The organism is Thiosulfatihalobacter marinus (genome assembly GCF_016019955.1).
GTDB lineage: Bacteria > Pseudomonadota > Alphaproteobacteria > Rhodobacterales > Rhodobacteraceae > Shimia > Shimia marinus_A.
The window spans coordinates 45,086-66,957 of record NZ_JAECRZ010000008.1 but is presented as its reverse complement, the minus strand read 5'-3'; the positions used below and the strand labels follow the sequence as shown (position 1 = coordinate 66,957).

Below are 21,872 nucleotides of genomic sequence, written 5' to 3'. Positions count from 1 at the left end.
TTCCTCCCTTCGGGGGCCTTAGCGCCCGATCTTCTTGAATTTCGCCGTCTGTTCTGTCAGCGCGATCTCGGTCGGCAGACGTTCCATGGACGACGCGCCATAGAAGCCATGGCAGTTGGTGGTGTTCTTCAGCACGAATTCGGCGTCTTCCGGCATGGCGACGGGGCCGCCATGGACCAGGATGATGGCGTCCGGGTTGACCTCGAGCGCGGCGGCCGCCCAGGCATCGGTCAGGGCCGGGGCCTGTTCCAGCGTGACGCCGGTTTCGGCGCCGATGGAGCCGCCGGTTGTCAGGCCCAGATGCACGACGATGATGTCGGCGCCGGCCTTGGCCATGGCGGCGGCGTTGTCTTCGGAGAATACGTAAGGGGTTGTCAGCATGTCTTTTTCGGCGGCCATGGCGATCATGTCGATCTCGTGGTCATAGCCCATTCCGGTTTCTTCGAGATTGGCCCGGAAGGTGCCGTCGATCAGGCCCACGGTGGGAAAGTTCTGAACGCCCGAGAACCCGGCGGCCTTTACGCTGTCAAGGAACTTGTCCATCAGGCGGAAGGGGTCGGTGGCGCAGACCCCGGCCAGAACGGGGGTGTTCCTGACCACGGGCAGCACTTCGCCGGCCATTTCCATCACCACGCCGTTGGCATCGCCATAGGGCATCAGCCCGGCCAGCGAGCCGCGCCCGGCCATACGGTACCGTCCGGAATTGTAGATCACGATCAGGTCAATTCCGCCGGCCTCTTCGCATTTGGCGGACAGGCCGGTGCCCGCGCCGCCGCCGATGATCGGCGTGCCGGCATCGCGCATGGCGCGGAACCTCGTCATCAATTCGGAACGGTCGAACATGGCTTATTCTCCTGCGGTCTTGCGCCGGGGCGCGGTATGGAAGGTGCGGAAAGTCTGTACGATCAGGGCAGCAAATTCGGGGTCGTTGATATTGTGGGGCACGCGGATCAGCTGGCGCGTGGCGTTCTGGTTCACGGTTTCCTCAAGCGCGGCAAACAGCGCGGCGTCGGCCTGGGGATCCCAGAAGGGCTGATCCGGGGCGTCCAGCAACGACACGCCGCCGGTGGGCAGGAAGAAGCGTACAGGGCCGGTCATCAGGTTCAGGCGTTCGCCGATCCAGTGGCCCATGGCGGTGTTTTCCCCGGGCGTGGTGCGCATCAGCGTGACTTGCGGGTTATGTTCGTAAAACAGCCGGTCACGGTATTTGGCGGGCACGGTTTCGGGGGCGCCGAAATTCACCATGTCAAGCGCGCCGCACGCCCCGATATAAGGGCGGCCCGCGCGGATCGCGGCCCCGAAGCGATCCTGATCGGCGGCAAAGACGCCACCCGCGATCATGTCGCACACCTCGGTGGTGGTGAGGTCGATGATGGCCGACAACATGCCGCTGTCCATGAGCTTTTCCATCGACCTGCCGCCGGTGCCGGTGGCGTGGAACACAAGGCAGTCATAGTCCGGCTCCAGCGCCTGAGTAACCTGTTGCACGGCGGGCGTGGTGACGCCGAACATGGTAAGGCCCACGGCGGGTTTGTCATCGGGTGCCGCCTGACCGGCCTGTTGGCGCGCGCGCACCATGCCGGCCAGCGCGTGGGCGCCGTTGCCCAGCACTTCGCGGGTGATCGAGTTGATGCCCTGCACATCGGCGACCGAATACATCATGGTGATGTCGGAGGGGCCGACATACGGTTCGGTATTGCCCGAGGCGACGGTGGAGATGATCATCTTGGGCAGGCCCACCGGCAGGGCGCGGAAGGCTGGCGCGACCAGCGCGGTGCCGCCCGAGCCGCCGGCGGCGATGACGCCCGAGATATCGGGTTGTGCCCCCATCCAGCGTTCAAAGGCGCGCGTCATGCCGGTGACGGCGCTGCCCCGGTCGCCGGTAAAGACCCCGGCGGCGCCGCGCGGGTGAAACCCGGCAACGGTATGGGGCGGCACCTCGGCCCCCGAGGGTTTGCCGGAGGTGGACAGATCCACAAGCCGCACCGGCAGGCCCTGACCCTTGAGAATGTCGCGGATAAAGCGCAACTCTGCGCCCTTGGTATCCAGCGTGCCGCAGACCAGAACCGGGCCGGTGCGGCGCGCGGCGCGGGCGGGTGGGGCGGAGGTGCCGGTGCCGGTGCCTGTGCGGCGCGGTTCGGGGGTGATGGTGCGGGCCGCGCCCTCGATCACGCGCACCGGGACGGGGCGGGACCAGCGGGTGGGCGTGGCGGGGTTGGACAAGTACACGCGGGTGATGCCGCTGGCGGCCTGCTCCGACGCGCGGCCTTCGGCGGTGGCGGCGGCCACGGGGGTTTCATCATGGGCGTGGCGCCCGACCCCCAGCATGGCCTGTTGCAGATCGCGGTCGGCGGCCAGCACGCCGCTTTCCATGACCCGGTTGATGCGCCCGTTGACCATGATCGCGGTGCTTTCGGCCACGGCGCAGGCCACACCGATATTCTGTTCGATCACCAGAACCTCGATCTCGCCCTCGCGGCCAAGGCGCACCAGCATGTCTTCGACCTGTTGCACGATCACCGGGGCCAGGCCCTCGGTGGGTTCGTCCATTACCAGCAGGCGCGGATTGAGCAGGAGGGCGCGGGCAATGGCGAGCATCTGCTGTTCACCGCCCGACAGCTGAGCGCCGCCGTTGGATTTGCGCTCGGCCAGGCGCGGGAAGGTGGAATAGATCCGTTCGACCGACCATGCTCCGCTGCGCCGGGCAACAAGTTTGAGGTGTTCGTCCACCGTGAGCGAGGGCCAGAGGCGGCGGCCCTGGGGCACATAGCCGATGCCCAGCCGGGCAATCTCGGCCGGGGTCTTGCCCAAGAGTGATTGCCCGCCAAAGGAGATGTCTCCCGAGGCGACCGGAACCAGCCCCATGATCGCCTTGCAGAGCGTCGTCTTGCCCATGCCGTTGCGGCCCACGACCGACAAAACGCCGTGATCCAGTGTGAGATCGACACCCTGAAGCGCGTGGGAGCGTCCGTAATAGACATTGAGGTCGCGGACCTCGAGGGCGGGGGTGGCAGAGCGCTCAGCCATCGTCGCCCCCCAGGTACAGGGCCTGGACCTCGGGGTCTTCTTCGATCTCGGCGGGTTTGCCCTCTTTGAAGATGCGCCCGTTATGCATCATGGTGACGCTTTCGGCGACGCGCAGGGCCACGTCCATGTCGTGTTCGATGATGATATAGCCCATATGGCCGGGCAGACCGTTGAGGATGTCCACCAGTTCGCGGCGCTCGGTGGGCGACAGCCCCGCGGCGGGTTCGTCAAACAGGATGAAGCGCGGCGCCCCGGCCAGTGCCATGGCGATTTCCAGCTGGCGCTGTTGGCCATAGCTGAGATTGGAGACAAGCGTGTCGCGGTCGTCGGTCAGGTGGACCACATCGACAAGGTTGTCGGCGGCCGCCATCAGCGCGTCGTCGCGGCGCGGGCGCAGGAACGAGAACCGGCGGCGCGAGACCCCGACACAGGACAGGTAAATGTTGTCGCGGACGCTGAGCCCGGTGAACAGGAGCGAAATCTGGTACGTGCGGCGCAGGCCCCGGCGGATACGTTCATGCGGGGGAAATTCGGAGATGTCCTCGCCAAAGAAGCGGATATTGCCGGTTGTGGCAAGGAAATCGCCGGTGACACAGTTGAACAGGGTGGTCTTGCCCGCCCCGTTCGAGCCCAGCACGGCGCGGCGTTCGCCCGGCCGCACGGTGATGTTGATGTCTTCAAGCGCGGCGAGGGCGCCGAAATATTTGGACACGTTGCGCAATTCGAGCGCGTTGGCGGTGCCGGTGGCGCTCAGTCGGTCGGACACTTTGGCAGGCGCGTTCATGGCGTGTCCCCCCCGCGGTCGCGCAGCGGATCCTTGCCGCGGCTGTCACGCCATTTGGCCCAGAGACCCAGGATGCCGTCGGGCGACCAGAACACGATCACCAGGAAACCGAGGCCGATCAGCAGCTGAAAGCGTTCGCCCGACAGGCCGACGGCGACCAGCGCATCCAGTGCAAAGGTTTTCAGGATCACGTAGATGAACGCACCGATGAAGGCGCCGACCGGGTGGCGCAGCCCGCCGATGACGGCAATCACCAGAATGTCGATGGCCGGACCGATGCCCGCCGTGCCGGGCGATATCTGGGCCGATTGCCAGGTAAGAAGAATGCCCCCGATCCCGGCCAGCAGCGCGGCAAAGGCATAGGCCGCAACCCGGTGAGCGTTGGCGTTGTAGCCAAGTGCCGACATGCGGCGCTGATTGTCGCGCACACCCTGAAGCGCCAGCCCGAACGGCGAGCGCGACAGGTAGAGCACCGCGAAATAGCACAGGGTGGCCCAGAACAGGGTGAGATAATAGAACGCCGTCGACCCGCGCCAGTCGACTCCGAAAAGCTTTGGCGGCAGGACGCCGTTGAAGCCGGAGAAACCGTTGAAAATCGTATAATTCTGGCGGGTGAAATAGAAAAAGGCCGCCGCGATGGCGAGGGTGATCATGATGGTATAGATGCCCGCCGTGCGCACCGCCAGCCAGCCGGTGAGCGTGCCGAACAGCACCGCCAGCGCAAGCGCGAGCGGAATGGCGATATACCAGGGCCAGTTCATCGAAATGTCGGTGATTGCGCTGGGACCGAAGATCGCCAGCATGTACCCGGCGCTGCCCGCGAACGTCATCTGGGCAAGGCTGACCATGCCGCCGTAGCCGCCCAGGAACATCAGCGACAGGGCGATGATGCCCAGGATGAAGGTCCAGCCGAAGATCTGGAACAGAACAAAGGGAGAGGCGAATGTCGGCATGACCAGCAGCACGAAGCCCACAAGCCAATAAGCCGCCGGGATGCGCTCGAACAGCGAACGGCGTTCGACAGCGTCGATGGCGGCGGGGGTGTTCTCGATCAGGGCCATGCGTCAGTTCCTTCCCATCAGCCCTTGCGGGCGGAAGGCGAGCACGACCACCATGATCAGGAAGGTCAGCACCACGGCATAGGTGGGGAAGTAGACCGAGCCGAACTGTTCGGCCAGCCCGATCAGCAGCGCGCCCAGCGCGGCGCCGGGGATCGAGCCCATGCCGCCCACGATCACCACCACGAGAGAGGCCAGCAGAAAGCGCACATCCTCGCCCGGCGCGACGGACTGGAAGGTGCCGCCAACCACGCCGGCCACCCCGGCCAGCCCGGCGCCAAAGGCAAAGACGGCCACGAAGACAAGCTGGATACGCGCTCCGGTGGCCGAAAGCATGTCGCGGTCGTCCACCCCGGCGCGGATCAGCATCCCGATACGGGTGCGATTGAGCAGCAGCCACATGCCCACGCCCACGACGATCGACGCCGCAAAGATCACCAGCCGCACCATCGGGTATTTCATGTAGACCAGTTCGCCCGAGCGTTTGACGGACGTGACAAAGAAGGTTTGCATCGGGCCAGACAGCCATTCGGGGGGCGAGATGTTGTAGAAATCGCCGCCCCAGGCCCAGAGCATCAGATCGGCCATGACAATGGAGATGCCGATCGTCACAAGAGTTTGTCGCAGGTCTTCGCCTTCCATCCGGCGGAAGACGAAGATTTGCAGCAACACGCCAAAGGCGCCAACCACGATGAAGGCCGCCGGAAAGGCCAGGAGCCACATCCCGGTTGCGTCGGCGGTGAGATAGCCGACATAGCCGCCCAGCAGGTACAGCGAGCCATGCGCCAGATTGACGTTGCGCATCAGCCCGAAGATCAGGGTGAAACCGCTGGCGACAAGGAAATACAGCCCGCCCAGGGTGATGCCGTTGAACAGGGCGTTCAGAAACACCTTCTTGCGCCCGATCGCGTCCGTGAGCCAGTCGGGCCAGACCGCGAAGATCATCCATAACAGCACGGCCACGACCGCAAAGATGATCACGGACCAGAGCGGATGACGGTCGACAAACCGTCTCATGAAGCCGACACCTGTTGTGCGGCGCGACCGTTTCGGCAACGGCATCGAGCCATGATCGCGGTCCTCCCTGATGGCGTCCGGCCTGTTTTCGGCCGGTTGTGCACAAGGGAAAGGCTAGAAGAGGGCCGCACGAATCGGCATACCTCTCAGTCTTCTCCCTTGACCGGGCATCGGGAAAACGCGGTCAGGTCTCGTGCGCGACCCGGCGGTATTCGCTGGGGGGAATGCCGACATTGGAGGCAAAGAAGCGGGTAAAGCTGGCCTGAGAGGAAAAGCCGAGATCATGGCCGATATCGGTGATGGTTTTCTCGGTCGTCATCAGTTCGGTGATGGCGTGTTCGGCGCGCAGCGTGTTGAGATAGAGGTTGGGGGTAATGCCCATCTGTTTCTTGAACAGTTTGAAGAAATGCGGGCGCGACAGCCCGACCTGGCGGGCAAGTTCGTCCATCTGGAGTTCTTCGGCGTATTTTTCCTGCATCAGGCGCAGGCTGCGGCGCACCCGGAAATCGCTGAACCGGGATTTCATGCGCCCCAGTGGCGAACGCTCCTTGGTGCGCGCCCAGCTTTGATCATAGCAAATCCGTGTCATTTCAAACATGTAGCCATCCATGGCTGCATCGTCCTGCGGATCGAGCAGGACCGATGTCAACCGCAAAATCCAGTGGCGGATTTCGTCGGTCACGCGGATGCGAGGGCGGCCGAAATCAAGCACGCTGTTGGCGGACTGGCTGTTTTCGAGAAACCAGATCGGCTTGATATACATGACAAGGCAAAGGGTGGCATCGCCTTCGGACTTGGCGAAATTATGCGGCTCCCACGGGCTGACCGCGGCGGCGCGGGTTTCGCCAAGGGCGACATTGGTGCCGCCCACGTCCACGGCGGACGGGCCGCCATTCACATAAAAGATCAGATGCCCCTCACGGTGCGCATGGGTCACAAAGGGCCTATCGAGCTCATATAGCGCGGTTCGGCCAAACGCACCATGGTGGACCGCGACGGCCTCACTCATGGTTATTCCTCCCTAGACCACGGTGCGTGACTCTCCCGGTTCACGCTTCCGCGAGGTCAAGTATCGGCAGGCGCGCGCGCAAAAAGCAAGACTGTGGCGTCAAGAAAGAGACTGTCGGTAATGTGTACATTAATTTCGGCACTGCCAGGGGGCGGTCATGGCAGGGTGTAGGCGGTCTTGACCGTGGTAAAGAATTCGGCGGCATGGCGGCCCTGTTCGCGCGCGCCATAGCTGGACCCCTTGGTGCCGCCGAAGGGCACGTGATAATCCACGCCGGCGGTGGGCAGGTTGACCATGACCATGCCGGCGCGGGCGTTGCGTTTGAAGTGGGAGGCGTGTTTGAGCGATGTGGTGCAGATGCCGGCCGAGAGACCGAATTCGGTGTCGTTGGCGACCTGCAATGCCTCGTCATAGTCGCGCACGCGAATGACGGCGGCGACCGGGCCGAACACCTCTTCACGGTTGATGCGCATGTCGTTGGTGGTGTCGGTGAACAGCGCGGGTTGCAGGAAATGTCCGGGCGTGTCGCGCCGGACCAGATCGCCGCCGGCGCGCAGATTGCCGCCCTGCGACCGGCCGATCCGGATATAGTCGAGATCCTGCCGCAGCTGGGTGGCGTCCACCACGGGCCCGATCTGGGTATCGTTGTGCAGGGCATGGCCTACGCGCAGGGCGCGGGTGCGGCTGGCCAGTTCCTCGACGAACCGGTTATGGATGGCTTCGGTCACGATCAGACGGGACGAGGCGGTGCAGCGCTGGCCGGTGGAATAAAACGCGCCGTTGATGGCGCAGTCCAGCGCGGTGTCAAGATCGGCGTCGTCCAGCACGACGAGGGGGTTCTTGCCACCCATTTCCAGCTGGAACTTGCGCATCCGCGCCACGCTGGCGGCGGCCACCTTGCGCCCGGTGTCCACCGAGCCGGTAAAGCTTATGGCGTCGACCTCGGGGGCATCGAGCATGGCCTGGCCAACGACGCCGCCCGGTCCGGTAACCAGGTTGATCACCCCGGCGGGTGCTCCGGCGCGCTGGATGATGTCGATCAGCGCCCAGGCGCAGCCGGGCACCAGTTCGGCCGGTTTGAACACGACGGTATTGCCGTAGCACAGGGCCGGCGCGATTTTCCATGCCGGGATGGCGATGGGGAAATTCCAGGGCGAGATCACACCCACAACGCCCACCGGCTCGCGGGTGATCTCCACGCCGACACCGGGGCGCACCGAGGGCACGATATCGCCAGTAAGGCGGAGCGCCTCGCCGGCGAAAAAGTCGAATATCCGGGCCGCCCGGACGGTTTCGCCGATGGCCTCGGGCAGGGTCTTGCCCTCTTCGCGGGCCAGCAATTCGCCCAGTTCCGCGCGCCGGGCGAGGATCTCGTCGGACACGGCCCTGAGCAGATCGTGCCGGGCCTGCGGGCCGGAGCGGGACCAGGCCGGAAAGGCGGCGCGGGCGGCGGCGATGGCCGTTTGGGTTTCGGCAATGCCGGCCTGGGCATGGGTATCGATCACGTCGTTTTCGTCCGAGGGGTTTCGGTTTTCCAGCGCGTTGGACGTGGTGATGTGTTCACCGTTGATCAGGAGCGGTTTCATCGGGATTGGTCCTAAAGGATGGCGGTCAGCAGGGTCTGGATATCGGCAAGCACGGGGCGGCAGGGACTGTTGGACAGCACACGGTGCCGGGCTGCGCGCGCGCTGGCGCGGGCAACCAGGTCAGCGGTAATCCCCAGGTCCGAGAGCGTGGCGGGCAAGGGCAGGTCGCGCAGCGTGCGGCTGATTGCCTTGACCGTGTCGCAGGGATTGGTGAACCCCATCGCATCCATCAATGGCGAGCGCGCAAGGGCACCGTTCAATGCGTAAAAGTCGAGGAGCCGGGGCAGCAGCAGACGCTTGATCGCGGGTTTGTTCAGCGGCATCTCGCTTTCGGCGCACAGACTGCTGGTGATCGCATGGGCCAGGCCCAGCCCCTTTTGCTGAACCAGCGCGGCATTCATGCAGGCGGCCATCAATTCGCGGCGTGCCGCGGGATCGGGACGGTTGGACAGGGACGAAAGCGCCTGTAACCCGCGATTCAGCCCGTCCAGTGCGATGCCGTTGGCGGGCGGGTTGTAATTGGGCGACAGCAATGCCTCGATACAGAGTGTGACCGCCTCGACCCCGGACCCGGCCTGGACCGAGACCGGTTCGCTCAACGCGACAATGGGGTCGCCGATGGTGACGGTGGGGGCCAGAACGGGGCTGGCCAGATCGATCATTGTGCCGTCATCAAGCCGGATCGCGGCAAGCCCGTTGAATCCGGCGACAAAGCCCTGAAGGGTGGGCACGGCAATCAGGTCGGGCAGGGGGCGGGTGATCCGGGCCGCGCCGCCTTCGGATTCCGCGAACCGGGCGAGGCGGGTGTCGTGGCTGGCGAGAAGCCGGGCCGCCTTGGCCAGGTTGATGACATAGCCCCGGCCAAAGGCGACAAGAACGCCGCCTCCCTGACCCGCGAACCTGCTGGCGACCTGTCTGGCCTCGGCTTCGCTGGGGATGTCGCCGCTGACATTGCAGGTGACGATGCGCATCTTCTTGGGCAGCCCGGCCTTGAGCCGTTCGCCCAGATCGGAATCGAACCCGTTGGTGGTGGACAGAAGAAAGGCGGTTTGACCGGTGCGACGGTCGAGTTCGGCCCAGAGGGCCTCTTCCAGCACGTTTTCGGCGAAATGCACCCGGTTGAGATAGTTGATCAGAGTCACACTGGTCCCTCCCTCTCCGGGTTTGGAAAAGGTTTCAGACGCTCAATGAAAGAGGTTCGGGCCGATGGCCCGAACCGTGGATCCCAAGGGATCAGTAGGAGGATTTACACTCGGGCACGTCGCGGCTTGGCAATCCGATGGCACGGAAGGCCGCTTCGTCGATGCCCATTGTCTGGTTCACGTTCTCGATCACCTTGATGAGCTTGTTGGACAGGGTGCCGTCCGCGTTCTCGACCACTTCGGTCAGGAAGTTGGTGCCGATGGCCTGACGGTTGCCGTCCAGCTTGATCGAGCCGTTGGGCGCATCTTCCAGAACGATGGAGGACAGACAGTCGCGGAACGCCGCCTGTCCGTCGGACAGGTCGCCGCCGACCTGCTCCATGCAGCTGGCCATGGCCATGGTGCCGTTATAGTAGCCGGTCGCCATGAGCGACGGGGACGGGAAACGCTGATCCGGTTCGAACAGGTCCTGGTAGGCCTTGACGAATTTCTGCCAGTTCGGGTTGTCCCAGTCATCCGCCTGCGGTCCGGAGGAAGGCACGCCGATCAGCGCCTCCTTGGCGGACCCTTTGGAGTTCAGCACGGTGCCGTCGACCATGATGGTGCCGCCGATCAGGTTGGCGTCACCGCCGGCCTGCTGGTACTGGTTCAGGAAGTTGACGGCGTCGCCGCCCCCGAGGCCCAGATAGATCGCGTCCACGTCATCGGGCAGGGCCGCGATGATCGAGCCGAAGTCCTTGGTGCCCAGCGGCACCCAGAAACGATCGGTGATCTCGCCCCCGGCCTGACAGTATTCCAGCGCAAAGCCGAAGACCTGCGTATAGATGAAGGAGTAGTCCTCGCCGATGGTGGCGACGGTCTCATAGCCTTTCTCATTGAACACGTAGTCGCCCAGACCGGCCGACCATTGCGCGCCGTCCATGTTGAAGCGGAAGAAGTTTTCCGACGGATCGACCCAGGTGGTTTCCTGTGCGCCCGAGATGCCGTTGATGAACGTCACCTGGGGCTGGGTCTTGGAATAGTCGCGCAGCGCGATGCCCTCGGAGCCGGACAGGGGGCCGATCAGGATGTCGACCTTGTCTTGTTCGACCACCTTGCGGGCGGCGCGTACGGCGCTGTCGGGGCTGGCGTCGGTCGCGGCGATGATCACCTCGATCTCGCGCCCTCCTGCCATGTTGCCAAGTTCGTCGAGCGCCACCTTGAAGCCGCGCAGACCGTCTTCGCCCAGCACGGTGTAGGTGCCTTCGAGTGTGGCCAGGAAGCCGATCTTGAGCGGTTCGGCCTGCGCCACGCCGGCGGCCATCAAGGCTGCTGCGGAAATGGTAGTCAGGTATGTCAATCGCATGTTTTCCTCCCTGCGACGTTTGAATTGGCCCTTGGCGCGAAACCCGCGCGGCAGACCCTGAAAGCCTGCGCCATGCGGGCGGGTATGCCCTTCTCAGAGAGTGACCCCATGTAACTTGTGGTCTGTTTTTTTGCTGTTGCGGGCGTGCGGGGCGCGGGGTTCGGGGGATGTGGATTGACAGGAGGGCAGGGCGTGGCGCAGGCTGACTGAGCGATCAGTCAAGTAGAGCGAGGAGAAGTTTTGGACGCCGCAGCGCAGCAGGAAAAGCCGGGCGAGAGCCGTTTCGACGCCATTCTGGACGCCGCCGAAGGGGTGTTTGCCGCGCGCGGTTATGACGGCGCGTCGTTGCGGGTGATCGCCGAGCGGGCGCAGGTGGCGCAGGCGCTGATCCACTATCACTTCAAGAACAAGGCGCAGTTGTTCGAGGCGATGGTTGCGCGGCGCAGCGCCGCGATCAACGACAATCGGGCCGCGCGGCTGGAGGCGCTGATGGCGGGCGAGGCGGCACCGGCGCTGGAGGCGATCGTGGACTCGCTGTTTCGTCCCACCATCGAGGTGGGGCGCGGCGATGGGGACGATGCGGGGGCGTATGCGCGGATCCTGGCGTCGGTCGCAAGTTCGGCGGATGCGCGGGATCAGGCGCTGGCCGAGCGCTATTACGATCCGATTGCCCGCGCCTATATCGACGCCTTGCAGCGGGTATTGCCGGGGCTGAGCCGGGCCGATGCCGTCTGGGCCTATCTGTTCGCGATCGGTGTGGGCGTGACGATGATGGCCAAGACCGGGCGGCCCAGGCGGTTGTCGGACGGGATTTGTGACGACGGGAACGCCGAGGAGATGCTGGCGCGGATCGTGCCGTTTGTCTGTGCGGGAATTCGGGCGCTGGCGTGAGGCGGCGGCGCGACGTGGACGCAGGATATCATTTTTGGGATGTCATTTTGGGAGGAAAGACATGAAACATATCGTGAGAACCGGCCTTCTGGCCGCGGCGCTGGCTGTCTCGGGCCTGGCCGGAAACGGAGCTGCGTTGGCGCAGACGCTGAACGTAACCATTGTGGCCGGGCACCCGCCGGTGTTTCGCTGGGTAAAACACGCCAGCCAGACCTTCATTCCGGCGGTCAACAAGGCGCTGGAAGGCACGGGAACAACCATCGAGTGGTCCGAGCAATATGGCGGGTCGCTGGCCAAGGTGGGCGAGGAACTGGAGGCGGTCGAGGAGGGGCTGGCCGAGATCGGGCTGGTGTCGTCGCTGTTTGATCCGGCCAAGCTGGCGCCGCAGAACGTGACCTATTTCACCCCGTTCGTTGTGTCGGATTCGACGCTGGTCAGCGAATGGATGGACAGGTTGCAGATGGACAATGCCGACATGAAGGCCGCGTGGGAGGCCAATGGGCTGGAATATCTGGGCGGTGCCATCGGCATTGACGACTACCTGTTGATGACCAATTTTCCGGTCAATTCGATTGCCGATCTGGAGGGGCGCAAGATCGGGGCGCCGGGGCCGGCGGTGAACTGGCTGGCGGGCACCGGGGCCGTGGGGGTGTCGGGCAACCTGACCACCTATTACAACGAGATCAAGACCGGCGTGTATGACGGGGTGATCGTGTTTGCCAGCGCGGCGCTGCCGGGCAAGCTGCACGAAGTGGCGCCCTATATCACCAAGGTGGGGTTCGGCGCGCAATATGCGGGCGGGTTTGCCGCGAACAAGGATTGGTTCGACGGGCTGGATCCGGTTGTTCAGCAGGCGCTGCGCGACGCGGCCGAGGCGGATCGGATCGCCTATCATGCCGATCTGGATGCGTCGGTGACAAAATTCCTTGAGATCATGACATCGCAGGGCGCGACCGTGACCGAAGTGGATGATGCGTTTCGCCAGCAATGGGCGGCGGGCATGGACAATGTCGCCAAGCTCTGGGCCGAGAAGCTGGACGCATCGGGCGTGAACGGAACCGCCGTGCTGAAGGATTACATGGAAACCATGCGCGCCGCCGGGGCGACCCCGGTGCGCAACTGGGATATGGAGTGATCTTTCAGGGCGTATTCCGGCGCGGAATACGCCCTGAAATCCGACACGGATTTCGGGTGCGCCTGTTTTTCGTGTTGGAAAAACGGGCCGAAGTCCTTGCAGGACTTCGGTTGCCGGAACAGCCGGAAAGGGTGGGCTATGGAGCAGGGGGCGCTGCCGCGCTGGTTCTTGGCGCTGCAAAGATGGGTTGACGGGATCACCACCGGGCTGAACGTGGCCGGGACCGTGTTGATTTTCCTGGTCATGCTGTTGGTCAATTTCGACGTGATCGGGCGCAATTTCCTTGCCAGTCCGATTTCCGGGGTGCCCGAGCTGGTATCGATGTCCATTGTCGCCATCGTCTTCCTGCAAATCGCCCAGGCCTTTCGCAAGGGGCGCCTGACCCGCACCGAAGCGGTGCTGGGATGGGTGGAGCGGCGCGCGCCGCGATTGCGCTGTGCGGTGGATATTGTCTTTGCGCTCGCTTCGGCGCTGTTGATCTGGCAGCTATACGCCGCCTCGCAACCCCTGTTCGTCAAGGCGTGGGTCAGGGGGACATTCCAGGGCACGGTGGGCGATTTCACGGCGCCGGTCTGGCCGGTCAAGCTGATCATACTGGTCGGATGTGCGGCATTGCTGGTCCAACTGGTGATGTTTGCGCTGGCGGCGGGGCTGCGTTTGCTGCGCGGCGGGGCGGGGGCATCATGAGCCCGTTCGAGATTGGCCTGATGTCGTTCGGCGCGATGATCGTGATGGTTTATCTGGGCCTGTGGGTGCCTTTTGCGCTGATGCTGTCATCCTATGTCGGGGTGTGGATGATCAAGGGGTCGCCGGTGCTGGCGGGCAAGTTGCTGGCGCTGGCGGCGAGCCAGACGATTGCCAGCTATTTCTTTGGCGTCGTGCCGCTGTTTGTGTTGATGGGATATATCGTGTCGGTGTCCGGCATGGGGCGGGATGCGTTTGATGTGGCCAATCATCTTTTTCGGCGCCTCAAGGGGGGGCTGGGGATCGGCACGGTGGGCGCCAACGCGATTTTTGCCGCGATTACAGGCATATCCATCGCGTCGGCGGCGGTGTTCACCCGGATCGCCGTGCCCGAAATGATGCGCCACGGCTATTCGGCGCGGTTTTCGGTGGGGGTGGTGGCCGGATCTTCGGTGTTGGGGATGCTGATCCCGCCCTCGCTGCTTCTGATCCTGTACGGGTTGCTGACGGAACAGTCGGTGGGCGATCTGTTCATGGCCGGAGTGCTGCCGGGGATTGTGCTGGCGGTGCTGTTCGGGGGCGGCATCTGGATGACCGCGCATCTGCGGCCCGGCGCTTTGGGTTCGGTGCGGGACGTGGATGACATGCCGGTGCTGAGCCGGCGCGACGTGATCGTCAAGGGGCTGCCGCTGGCGCTGTTGATCGGGCTGGTGCTGGGGGGGCTTTATGCCGGGTTCTTCACGCCGATCGAGGCGGGGGCCGTGGGGTGCCTTGGCGCGATCCTGATCGGGCTGGCGCGGCGGTCGCTGAACTGGCGCGATTTCTGGCAGGTGCTGAACGACACCGGGCTTGTGACCGCGTCGATCTGTTTCCTGATCATCGCGGCACAGATGTATTCGCGGATGCTGGCCCTGTCCGGCGTGCCGGCCGGGTTCGGCAGCTTCGTCGCGACCGCGGATATCGGTTTCTGGGGGGTGATCCTGGCCTATGTGGGGCTGGTGATCGTGATGGGCACGATCCTGGACAGTTCGTCGATCATGCTGATCCTGGTGCCGCTGATGTTGCCGGTGCTGAGCACGATGCAGGTGGATCTGATCTGGTTCGGGATCGTCACCATCATCGCCGTCGAGATCGGGCTGTTGACCCCGCCCTTCGGAATCTCGGTTTTCGTGATCAAGTCGGCGCTGGACGATCCCGATGTCACGCTGGGCGACATTTTCCGCGGCGCCGCGCCGTTCGCGTTCTTGATGCTGGTGCTGTTGGCGCTGGTGCTTGTTTTCCCGCAGCTTGCGACTGCGCTGATCTAGAAGGAGGTTTGCCGATGTCCCGCCGTTATGTCGATCTGTCCGTGCCACTGGAGGCGGGGATAGTCAGCGATCCGCCGATCATGCTGCCGGAAATCACCTATATGAGTCATGAAGAGACCGCCGGGCAGGTGATGTCGTTCTTTCCGGGGCTGAAGAAAGAAGACCTGCCGGGGGGCGAGGGCTGGGCGGTGGAGATGTTGCAGATCGCGACCCACAACGGCACCCATCTGGACGCGCCCTATCATCACCATTCGACGATGAACAACGGCGAGCGGGCGATCACCATCGACGAGGTGCCGCTGGAGTGGTGTTTCAATCCCGGGGTAAAGCTCGATTTCCGGCATTTCGACGACGGCTATGTCGTCAGTGCAGCGGATGTGGAGGCCGAACTGACGCGGATCGGGCATGAGCTGAGTCCGCTGGATATCGTGGTGGTGAACACCTCGGCGGGGGCGCGTTATGGCGACGCGGATTACCTGATGAAGGGCTGTGGCATGGGGCGCGCGGCGACGATGTACCTGCTGGAGCGCGGTGTGCGGGTGACGGGCACCGATGCCTGGAGCTGGGATGCGCCTTTTGCGCTGACGGCGCAGGAATATGCGAAGACGGGCGACGCGTCGATCATCTGGGAGGGGCACAGGGCCTCGATGGAGATCGGCTATTGCCACATGGAGAAGCTGACCAATCTGGACAGTTTGCCGCCCACCGGGTTCGAGATTTCCTGTTTCCCCTACAAGATCAAGGGCGCCAGCGCCGGGTTCACCCGCGCCGTGGCCATTTTCAAGGAGTAAGCGCAATGTCCGGGACCATCATCACCTGTGCGATCACCGGGGCGATTCATACGCCCACCATGTCGGATGCGCTGCCATGGACGCCCGGGGACATTGCAACGCAGGCGGTGGGCGCGGCACGTGCGGGGGCGGCGATCATCCATCTGCACGCGCGCCACCCCGAAAACGGCGCACCGTCGATCAACCCCGATCACATGAGGCATGTGCTGGCGCGGCTGAAGGCCGAGACCGATGCCATCGTGAACATCTCGACCGGGGGCAGCATCACCATGGGAATTGACGAGCGGCTGGCCCCGGCCGCGGCCTTTTCGCCAGAGATGTGTTCGATGAACATGGGATCGCTGAATTTCTCGATCCATCCCATCGCGGATCGCTATGCAGAGTGGAAATTCGACTGGGAAGAGCCATATGTCCGGGCCACCGAAGGCGGCATTTTCCGCAACACCTTTGCCGATATCAAGATGGTGGCCGACCGGATGGGGGGCGCGCCGCATAATGTCAGGTTCGAGCATGAATGCTATGATGTGGGGCATCTGCACAACCTGGCGTTCTGCCTGAAGCAGGGCATGTTCCGGGCGCCGGTCTTTGTGCAGTTCGTGATGGGGATTCTGGGCGGGATTCCGGCGGATATCGACCATCTTGTGCATATGAAACGCACGGCGGACCGGCTGTTTGGCGACGGGTATCAGTGGTCTGTCATTGGCGCGGGGGCGGCGCAGATGAAGATGGCGTCGGTTTCGGCCCAGATGGGCGGGCATGTGCGTGTGGGGCTGGAGGATTCGCTGTTCATCGAACGCGGGGTGATGGCGCAATCCAATGCGCAGCAGGTGGAAAAGGCGGTGGGCCTGTTGCGCGCCCAGGGCAACCGGATCGCGACGCCGGACGAGGCGCGCGCAATGCTGGGCCTGAAGGGGCGCGACAAGGTTGGATTCTGAAAGGGGCGGACATGACGGATCATATCACGTTGGACAACGCGCCGCCGCGTGCGGTCGTGCAGTTCACCTGCACGGGCAGGGCTGTGGGCAAGATGCGCAACGAGTTGGACGTGCGCATGGTGCAGCCGATGGAGGAACGGTTCGAACTGGCCACGGATGAGGGGCCGTTTCACGGCGGTGACGCCAGCGCGCCGCCGCCGCTGGCGTTGTTCGTCGGCGGGCTGACCGGCTGTATCATGACCCAGATCCGGGCCTTTGCGAAACGGTTGGGCGTGGGGCTTGCCGATCTGCGGGTGGAGACCCGCGTGTGCTGGGACTGGGCGGCGAAGGGGCGGGTGTATGAAACCGCGCCGAAATCCTTTGAGATCGACATATGGATCGACAGCGACGCGCCACGGCAGGATCAGCTGGCGCTGGTGGCGGCGGCGCGCAAGGGCTGTTTCATCGAGCAGACGCTGGGGCAGGGAAACACGATAACCCACAGGCTGCGCGACGGGGATGGCTGGGTGGCGGTGGACTGACGCCGCTCAGCCGTGCCATTGCCGCGCGCCCGGCGCGCCCAGTTGCAGAAGATCGACGGCGCGGGCGGCGATCTGGTCGATCACGTCCTGAAGGCTTTGTGGTTTGAGATAGAAGGCCGGGACCGGCGGCAGCAGGATCGCGCCCATTTCGGTGGCCGCGCTCATGTTGCGCAGGTGCGCAAGCGTCAGCGGGGCTTCGCGGGTGAGCAGGACAACCCGGCGGCGTTCCTTGAGCTGTACCCCGGCGGCGCGGGTCAGCAGCGTGTCGTCCAGCCCGTGCGCGATGGCGGCGAGCGAACGCATGGAGCAGGGCGCGACGATCATGCCCTGGACCGGCACCGAGCCCGAGGCGATGGCGGCGCCCATATTGTCGATATTGTGGATATGGGTGGCGCGCGCGTGCAACTCGTCCACCGCACCCTTGCCGATCTCTTCGGCCAGGGTAAGACGCGCGGCGCGCGAGATCACCAGGTCGATCCCGGCCCCGAGCGCGGCAAGGCGCTGGGCGGCGGCCAGTGCCAGCGCGGCGCCCGAGGCGCCGGAAACGCCCAGGATCACGCGCGGCGCGCTCATGACGACAGCCCTGGCAACACGCGCGCCACAAGGGCCTGGGCAAAGTCCAGATCCGCGGGTGCGGTGGCCATGACAGTGCCCCAGTCACGTTGGGTCTCGCTGCCGATCTTGTTGGTGGCATCCAGGCCGATCTTGCCGGCCAGCCCCGGCCGGGGCGAGGCGAAATCGAGGTAGTCCATGGGTGTGTTGTCCAATGTGAGAAGATCGCGCGACGGATCCATGCGGGTGGCCAGCGCCCAGGCGATATCGTCCCAGTTGCGCACGTCGATATCGTCATCCACGACGATGACCATCTTGGTATAGCTGAATTGCGGCAGCATCCCCCAAAGCGCCATCATCACCCGCCGGGCCTGGCCGGGATAGCGTTTGGCGATGGACACGACAGCAATGCGATAGGAACAGGCCGCCGGGGGCAGCCAGACATCGCGGATCTCGGGGATCTGGGCGCGGATCGTCGGCAGGGCGAGGCGGTTGAACACCTCTCCGATAATGGCCGGTTCGTCGGGCGGGCGCCCGGTATAGGTGGACAGGTAAAGCGGATCGCGCCGGTGGGTTATGGCGCTGACGCGCATCACCGGAAAAGGATCGGCCGGGTTGTAATACCCGGTATGATCGCCAAACGGGCCTTCGGGCGCGCTTTCGCCGGGATGGACCCAGCCTTCCAGCACGATCTCGGCCTCGGCGGGGACCAGCAGAGGCACCGTTTTCGCGGGCACGAGCCGGGTCCGCGCGCCGTTCAGAGCGCCCGCGAAGGTAAGTTCCGACACGGTTTCGGGCAAGGGCAGCGCGGCAGAGAGAAGCGTTGCCGGATCGGCGCCCAGCACCACGGCGACGGGCATCGGTTCGTTTGCCGCGATCCATGTGGCGTGATGCCTGGCACCGCCCCGATGCGGCAGCCAGCGCAGGATCAGGCGGGTCCTGTCCAGCACCTGGGCGCGGTAGACGCCCGCGTTATAGGTTTGCGCGGCCTGGGCGGCGCTGTCATGCGGGCGGGTCACAACCACCGGCCAGGTGATCAGCGGACCGGCATCGCCGGGCCAGTGGGTCTGGACCGGGATGGTGCCCAGATCAACGTCGTCGCCTGATTGCATCTCCTGGTGAACCGGTGCGCGCGACACGGTCTTGGGCCGCGCCGCCAGTGCCGCCCGCAGCATGGGCCAGCGCGACAGCGCATCGCGCAGCCCGTCCGGCGGGGTTGGCGCCCGCAAGGCGGCGAGAAAGCTGCCAAGTTCGTCAAGCGCATCCGGCGTAATGCCAAGGCCGGCGGCCACGCGTTCGCCGGTGCCGAACAGGTTGGTGACAACCGGGATGTCAAGCGTGCGGTCCCGCGCATCGCGCGGGGCGGTGAATTTCAGCACCGGCCCGCCCGCTTCCAGCACGGTGCGGTGCACGGCCGTCATCTGGTGGCGCAGCGCCACCGGCTCGGCGATCTCGGTCAAGGCGCCGGTGGAGCGGCAGTGATCCAGAAAGGCGCGCAGATCGGGATATGGCGGCAGGGAGCGGATCGGCATGTCCTCGGTTCAGGTTTTCAGCCCTTATCAGCGCCGGGCGCGCACGGAATTGACATTGATCAATTCGGGGGCGTCGGGGATGGCATAGCGAGGGGTGCGACCACAGAAAATGGAGTCCTGCGTGTCTGTTGCCACTCAGCCGATCCCGATATTCCCGCCCACCGCCGCGATACCGCTGCGCGCCATGCCCCTGGCGCCCCTGTCGCTGGCCCTGACCGCCGCCTGCCGCCGGATATCGCGCGCGCATCCGGGGCTGATCCGCCGGCTGGGAGAGCATGACCACTGTGCCTTTGCGCTGGACCCGACCGACCTGCCGGTGGTGCTGTTGCTGGAGCCGAACGGCGGTGTGCCCAGGCTGCGCGTGATGCGCGGCGAGGTTGCGAGCGATGCGCGCATTTCCGGCCCGCTGGCGGCGCTGATCGGGCTGGTTCACGGGGCGTTTGATGGCGACGCGCTGTTTTTCTCGCGCGATCTGGTGATTTCGGGCGATACCGGCGCGGCGCTGGCGCTGCGCAACGCGGTGGATGACGCCGAGCTGGATCTGGCCGAGGAATTCTCCGCCATGACCGGCCCGCTGGCAGCGCCGATGCGGCGCATCTTCGCCATGGCCGAGCGGCGCACCGGTGTGGCGCTGACCCGGCCCGAGGAGGCGGGGACATGGTGATGGAAATCGTTTGCCCGGCAGGCACCCCGGCGGCCCTGCGCGCGGCGGTGAAGGCCGGGGCGCATACCGTCTATTGCGGCTTTAACGATGAAACCAACGCGCGCAACTTTCCGGGGCTGAATTTCGACCGCTCGGAAATGCGCGAGGGCATCCGCTTTGCCCATGCGCATGGCGCGAAAGTGCTGGTGGCGATCAACACCTTTCCGAGTGCGGGCAACGAGGCACTGTGGCACCGCGCGGTGGCGGATGCCGAGGCCTGCGGCGCGGATGCGATCATTCTGGCCGATATCGGGTTGCTGGATTACGCCGCGCGCCACCATCCCGGCCAGCGGCGGCATTTGTCGGTGCAGGCGGCGGCGGCCAATGCCGACATGATCAATTTCTACGCCGGCACGTTCGGCGTAAAGCGCGTGGTGCTGCCGCGCGTGCTGTCGGTGCCGGAAATCGCCGCGATCAATGCCGAGACCGGGGTGGAAACAGAGGTCTTCGTGTTTGGCGGGCTGTGCGTGATGGCTGAAGGGCGCTGTTCGCTGTCGTCCTATGTCACGGGGCGGTCCCCCAACATGAACGGGGTATGTTCCCCGGCCAGCCATGTGGATTATCACGAGGAAAACGGCGTGCTGGATGCGCGGCTGGGCGGTTACACGATTCACCGCACCGGCAATGGCGAAAGCGCGCCCTATCCGACCTTGTGCAAAGGCTGTTTCGGCGCCGGGGAGAAGGCAGGGCATCTGTTTGAAGACCCGGTGAGCCTGAACGCGGAAAAGCTGATCCCGCAGTTGCACAAGGCCGGTGTCACCGCGCTCAAGATCGAGGGGCGGCAGCGGTCGCGATCCTATGTGGCGCAGGTGGTGCGCAATTTCCGCGCCGCGGTGGACGCGCTGGAGGATGGCCGGCCCCTGCCCGAGGGCATGTTGGCGGGGCTGAGCGAAGGGCAGGCCATGACAACCGGTGCCTACAAGAAGACCTGGAGATAAGACATGCAGCTGACCGTTGGACCCAACCAGTTTTTCTGGCCCGCTGCCCGGTGGCGCGACTTTTATGACGACGTGGCGGCGTCGCCGGCTGAGCGCGTGGTGCTGGGCGAGTTGGTGTGTTCAAAGCGGATGCCGTTTTATCAGGACTGCATTCCCGGCGCGGTGGAGCGATTGCAGGGCGCGGGCAAGGCCGTCGCGCTGACCAGCCTCGCGCTGATCACTCTCAAGCGTGAGCGCAAGGCGATGGCGGAACTGGCTGAAATGGGCGTGGAGGTGGAAGTCAACGATCTGACCGCGCTGGCCTATCTGCCCGAAGGCGCGGCGTTTTCGGTGGGGCCGCTGGTGAATGCCTATAACGAGGGCACGCTGGGCTGGCTGGCCGGGCGGGGTGCGACGCGGGTGTGCCTGCCGCCGGAATTGCCGCTGCAATCGGTGGAAACGCTGGCCCGCAAGGGGCGCGATCTGGGGGTGGAGATCGAAGTTTGGGGGCATGGCCGCGTGCCGCTGGCAATCTCGGGGCGGTGTTATCATGCGCGGCTGCACGGGCGGACCAAGGACAATTGCCAGTTTGCCTGCGAGGACGATCCGGACGGGTTGGATGTGCGCACTCTGGAGGATCAGCCGTTTCTGGCGATGAACGGTGTGCAGACGCTTTCGGACAGTTTTGCCTGCATGGCCCATCAGGTGGCGGCGCTGCGCGATGCCGGGGTGACGGCGCTGCGCCTGTCGCCGCAATCGCATGGGTTTGCGGCGTTGTGCGGATGGTATCGGGATTTGCTTGAGGGCCGCATGTCGGCCGGGGCGCTGGTGGCGGCGGTGCAGGCGGCGCAACCGGATGTGCGCTTGTCCGACGGGTTCCTGACCGGGGAACGGGGCGTGGCGTGGTCGGGCGCGCGGGGCGCGGCCTGACGGGAG

21 protein-coding genes are annotated in these 21,872 nt (G+C 64.8%); 10 read left to right on the top strand and 11 right to left on the bottom strand.

The genetic code is table 11. The features are described from left to right. Positions 1-18: 18 nt before the first annotated feature. The 9 genes from I3253_RS13120 to I3253_RS13080 all read right to left on the bottom strand — a co-directional run bounded on the left by I3253_RS13120 (position 19) and on the right by I3253_RS13080 (position 10,968). Entirely contained in the window at positions 19-843 is an 825-nt protein-coding gene (locus I3253_RS13120; RefSeq protein WP_197918208.1) for a phosphoenolpyruvate hydrolase family protein, read from the bottom strand. A gap of 3 nt (positions 844-846) precedes the next feature. Continuing rightward, complete coding sequence (locus tag I3253_RS13115; protein ID WP_197918205.1) at positions 847-3,027, bottom strand: ABC transporter permease; 2,181 nt, start codon at positions 3,025-3,027, stop codon at positions 847-849. Further along, positions 3,020-3,811, bottom strand: coding sequence for an ABC transporter ATP-binding protein (locus I3253_RS13110; protein ID WP_197918203.1), 792 nt, complete (start codon positions 3,809-3,811; stop codon positions 3,020-3,022). The genes I3253_RS13115 and I3253_RS13110 overlap by 8 nt, the downstream gene beginning before the upstream one ends. Next, on the bottom strand, positions 3,808-4,872 hold the full coding sequence (locus tag I3253_RS13105; RefSeq protein ID WP_197918201.1) for a branched-chain amino acid ABC transporter permease: 1,065 nt from the start codon (positions 4,870-4,872) through the stop codon (positions 3,808-3,810). The genes I3253_RS13110 and I3253_RS13105 overlap by 4 nt, the downstream gene beginning before the upstream one ends. Positions 4,873-4,875: 3 nt before the next feature. Then, positions 4,876-5,886 (bottom strand): branched-chain amino acid ABC transporter permease, encoded by a 1,011-nt coding sequence (locus tag I3253_RS13100; RefSeq protein WP_197918199.1) that lies wholly within the window; start codon positions 5,884-5,886, stop codon positions 4,876-4,878. Positions 5,887-6,070: 184 nt separating this feature from the next. After that, positions 6,071-6,895, bottom strand: coding sequence for a helix-turn-helix transcriptional regulator (locus I3253_RS13095; protein WP_197918198.1), 825 nt, complete (start codon positions 6,893-6,895; stop codon positions 6,071-6,073). Positions 6,896-7,050: 155 nt separating this feature from the next. Then, a complete protein-coding gene (locus tag I3253_RS13090; RefSeq protein ID WP_197918197.1) occupies positions 7,051-8,481 on the bottom strand; it encodes an aldehyde dehydrogenase family protein in 1,431 nt (476 codons plus the stop codon). Positions 8,482-8,492: 11 nt separating this feature from the next. Further along, positions 8,493-9,623, bottom strand: coding sequence for an iron-containing alcohol dehydrogenase (locus I3253_RS13085; protein WP_197918196.1), 1,131 nt, complete (start codon positions 9,621-9,623; stop codon positions 8,493-8,495). Between the two features lie 91 nt (positions 9,624-9,714). Next, positions 9,715-10,968, bottom strand: coding sequence for an ABC transporter substrate-binding protein (locus I3253_RS13080; RefSeq protein ID WP_197918195.1), 1,254 nt, complete (start codon positions 10,966-10,968; stop codon positions 9,715-9,717). 240 nt (positions 10,969-11,208) lie between these two features. On the opposite strand from I3253_RS13080, the gene I3253_RS13075 reads away from it, so the two are divergent. The 7 genes from I3253_RS13075 (at position 11,209) to I3253_RS13045 (ending at position 17,232) form a co-directional block, all read left to right on the top strand. Beyond that, on the top strand, positions 11,209-11,859 hold the full coding sequence (locus tag I3253_RS13075) for a TetR/AcrR family transcriptional regulator (protein WP_197918194.1): 651 nt from the start codon (positions 11,209-11,211) through the stop codon (positions 11,857-11,859). A gap of 61 nt (positions 11,860-11,920) precedes the next feature. Continuing rightward, the gene (locus I3253_RS13070; RefSeq protein ID WP_197918193.1) at positions 11,921-12,994 is read left to right on the top strand and encodes a C4-dicarboxylate TRAP transporter substrate-binding protein; all 1,074 of its coding nucleotides are present in this window, start codon (positions 11,921-11,923) and stop codon (positions 12,992-12,994) included. Positions 12,995-13,132: 138 nt separating this feature from the next. After that, entirely contained in the window at positions 13,133-13,681 is a 549-nt protein-coding gene (locus I3253_RS13065; protein ID WP_197918191.1) for a TRAP transporter small permease subunit, read from the top strand. Continuing rightward, positions 13,678-14,985 (top strand): TRAP transporter large permease, encoded by a 1,308-nt coding sequence (locus I3253_RS13060; protein WP_197918189.1) that lies wholly within the window; start codon positions 13,678-13,680, stop codon positions 14,983-14,985. The genes I3253_RS13065 and I3253_RS13060 overlap by 4 nt, the downstream gene beginning before the upstream one ends. Before the next feature lie 14 nt (positions 14,986-14,999). After that, entirely contained in the window at positions 15,000-15,776 is a 777-nt protein-coding gene (locus I3253_RS13055) for a cyclase family protein (RefSeq protein WP_197918188.1), read from the top strand. A gap of 5 nt (positions 15,777-15,781) precedes the next feature. Continuing rightward, complete coding sequence (locus tag I3253_RS13050) at positions 15,782-16,711, top strand: BKACE family enzyme (protein WP_197918187.1); 930 nt, start codon at positions 15,782-15,784, stop codon at positions 16,709-16,711. A gap of 11 nt (positions 16,712-16,722) precedes the next feature. Then, positions 16,723-17,232, top strand: coding sequence for an OsmC family protein (locus I3253_RS13045; protein WP_197918186.1), 510 nt, complete (start codon positions 16,723-16,725; stop codon positions 17,230-17,232). A gap of 6 nt (positions 17,233-17,238) precedes the next feature. Here I3253_RS13045 and I3253_RS13040 read toward each other — a convergent pair whose 3' ends face one another. Together I3253_RS13040 and I3253_RS13035 are read right to left on the bottom strand one after the other, a co-directional pair. Continuing rightward, complete coding sequence (locus I3253_RS13040; RefSeq protein ID WP_197918185.1) at positions 17,239-17,805, bottom strand: UbiX family flavin prenyltransferase; 567 nt, start codon at positions 17,803-17,805, stop codon at positions 17,239-17,241. Then, positions 17,802-19,310 carry a UbiD family decarboxylase gene (locus I3253_RS13035; RefSeq protein WP_197918402.1) on the bottom strand — a complete coding sequence of 503 codons (1,509 nt, stop codon included), beginning with the start codon at positions 19,308-19,310 and terminating at the stop codon, positions 17,802-17,804. The genes I3253_RS13040 and I3253_RS13035 overlap by 4 nt, the downstream gene beginning before the upstream one ends. Positions 19,311-19,437: 127 nt before the next feature. Here I3253_RS13035 and ubiT point away from each other — a divergent pair, with 127 nt between their 5' ends. Genes ubiT through ubiV form a run of 3 tightly spaced genes read left to right on the top strand, consistent with a single transcriptional unit; the run spans position 19,438 to position 21,866 of the window. Further along, the gene (gene ubiT / locus I3253_RS13030; RefSeq protein WP_332255699.1) at positions 19,438-19,980 is read left to right on the top strand and encodes a ubiquinone anaerobic biosynthesis accessory factor UbiT; all 543 of its coding nucleotides are present in this window, start codon (positions 19,438-19,440) and stop codon (positions 19,978-19,980) included. Continuing rightward, a complete protein-coding gene (ubiU, locus tag I3253_RS13025) occupies positions 19,980-20,957 on the top strand; it encodes a ubiquinone anaerobic biosynthesis protein UbiU (RefSeq protein ID WP_197918399.1) in 978 nt (325 codons plus the stop codon). The genes ubiT and ubiU overlap by 1 nt, the downstream gene beginning before the upstream one ends. A gap of 3 nt (positions 20,958-20,960) precedes the next feature. Beyond that, positions 20,961-21,866: a ubiquinone anaerobic biosynthesis protein UbiV gene (gene ubiV, locus I3253_RS13020; RefSeq protein ID WP_197918183.1), complete on the top strand. Its 906-nt coding sequence runs from the start codon at positions 20,961-20,963 to the stop codon at positions 21,864-21,866. Positions 21,867-21,872: the final 6 nt, after the last annotated feature.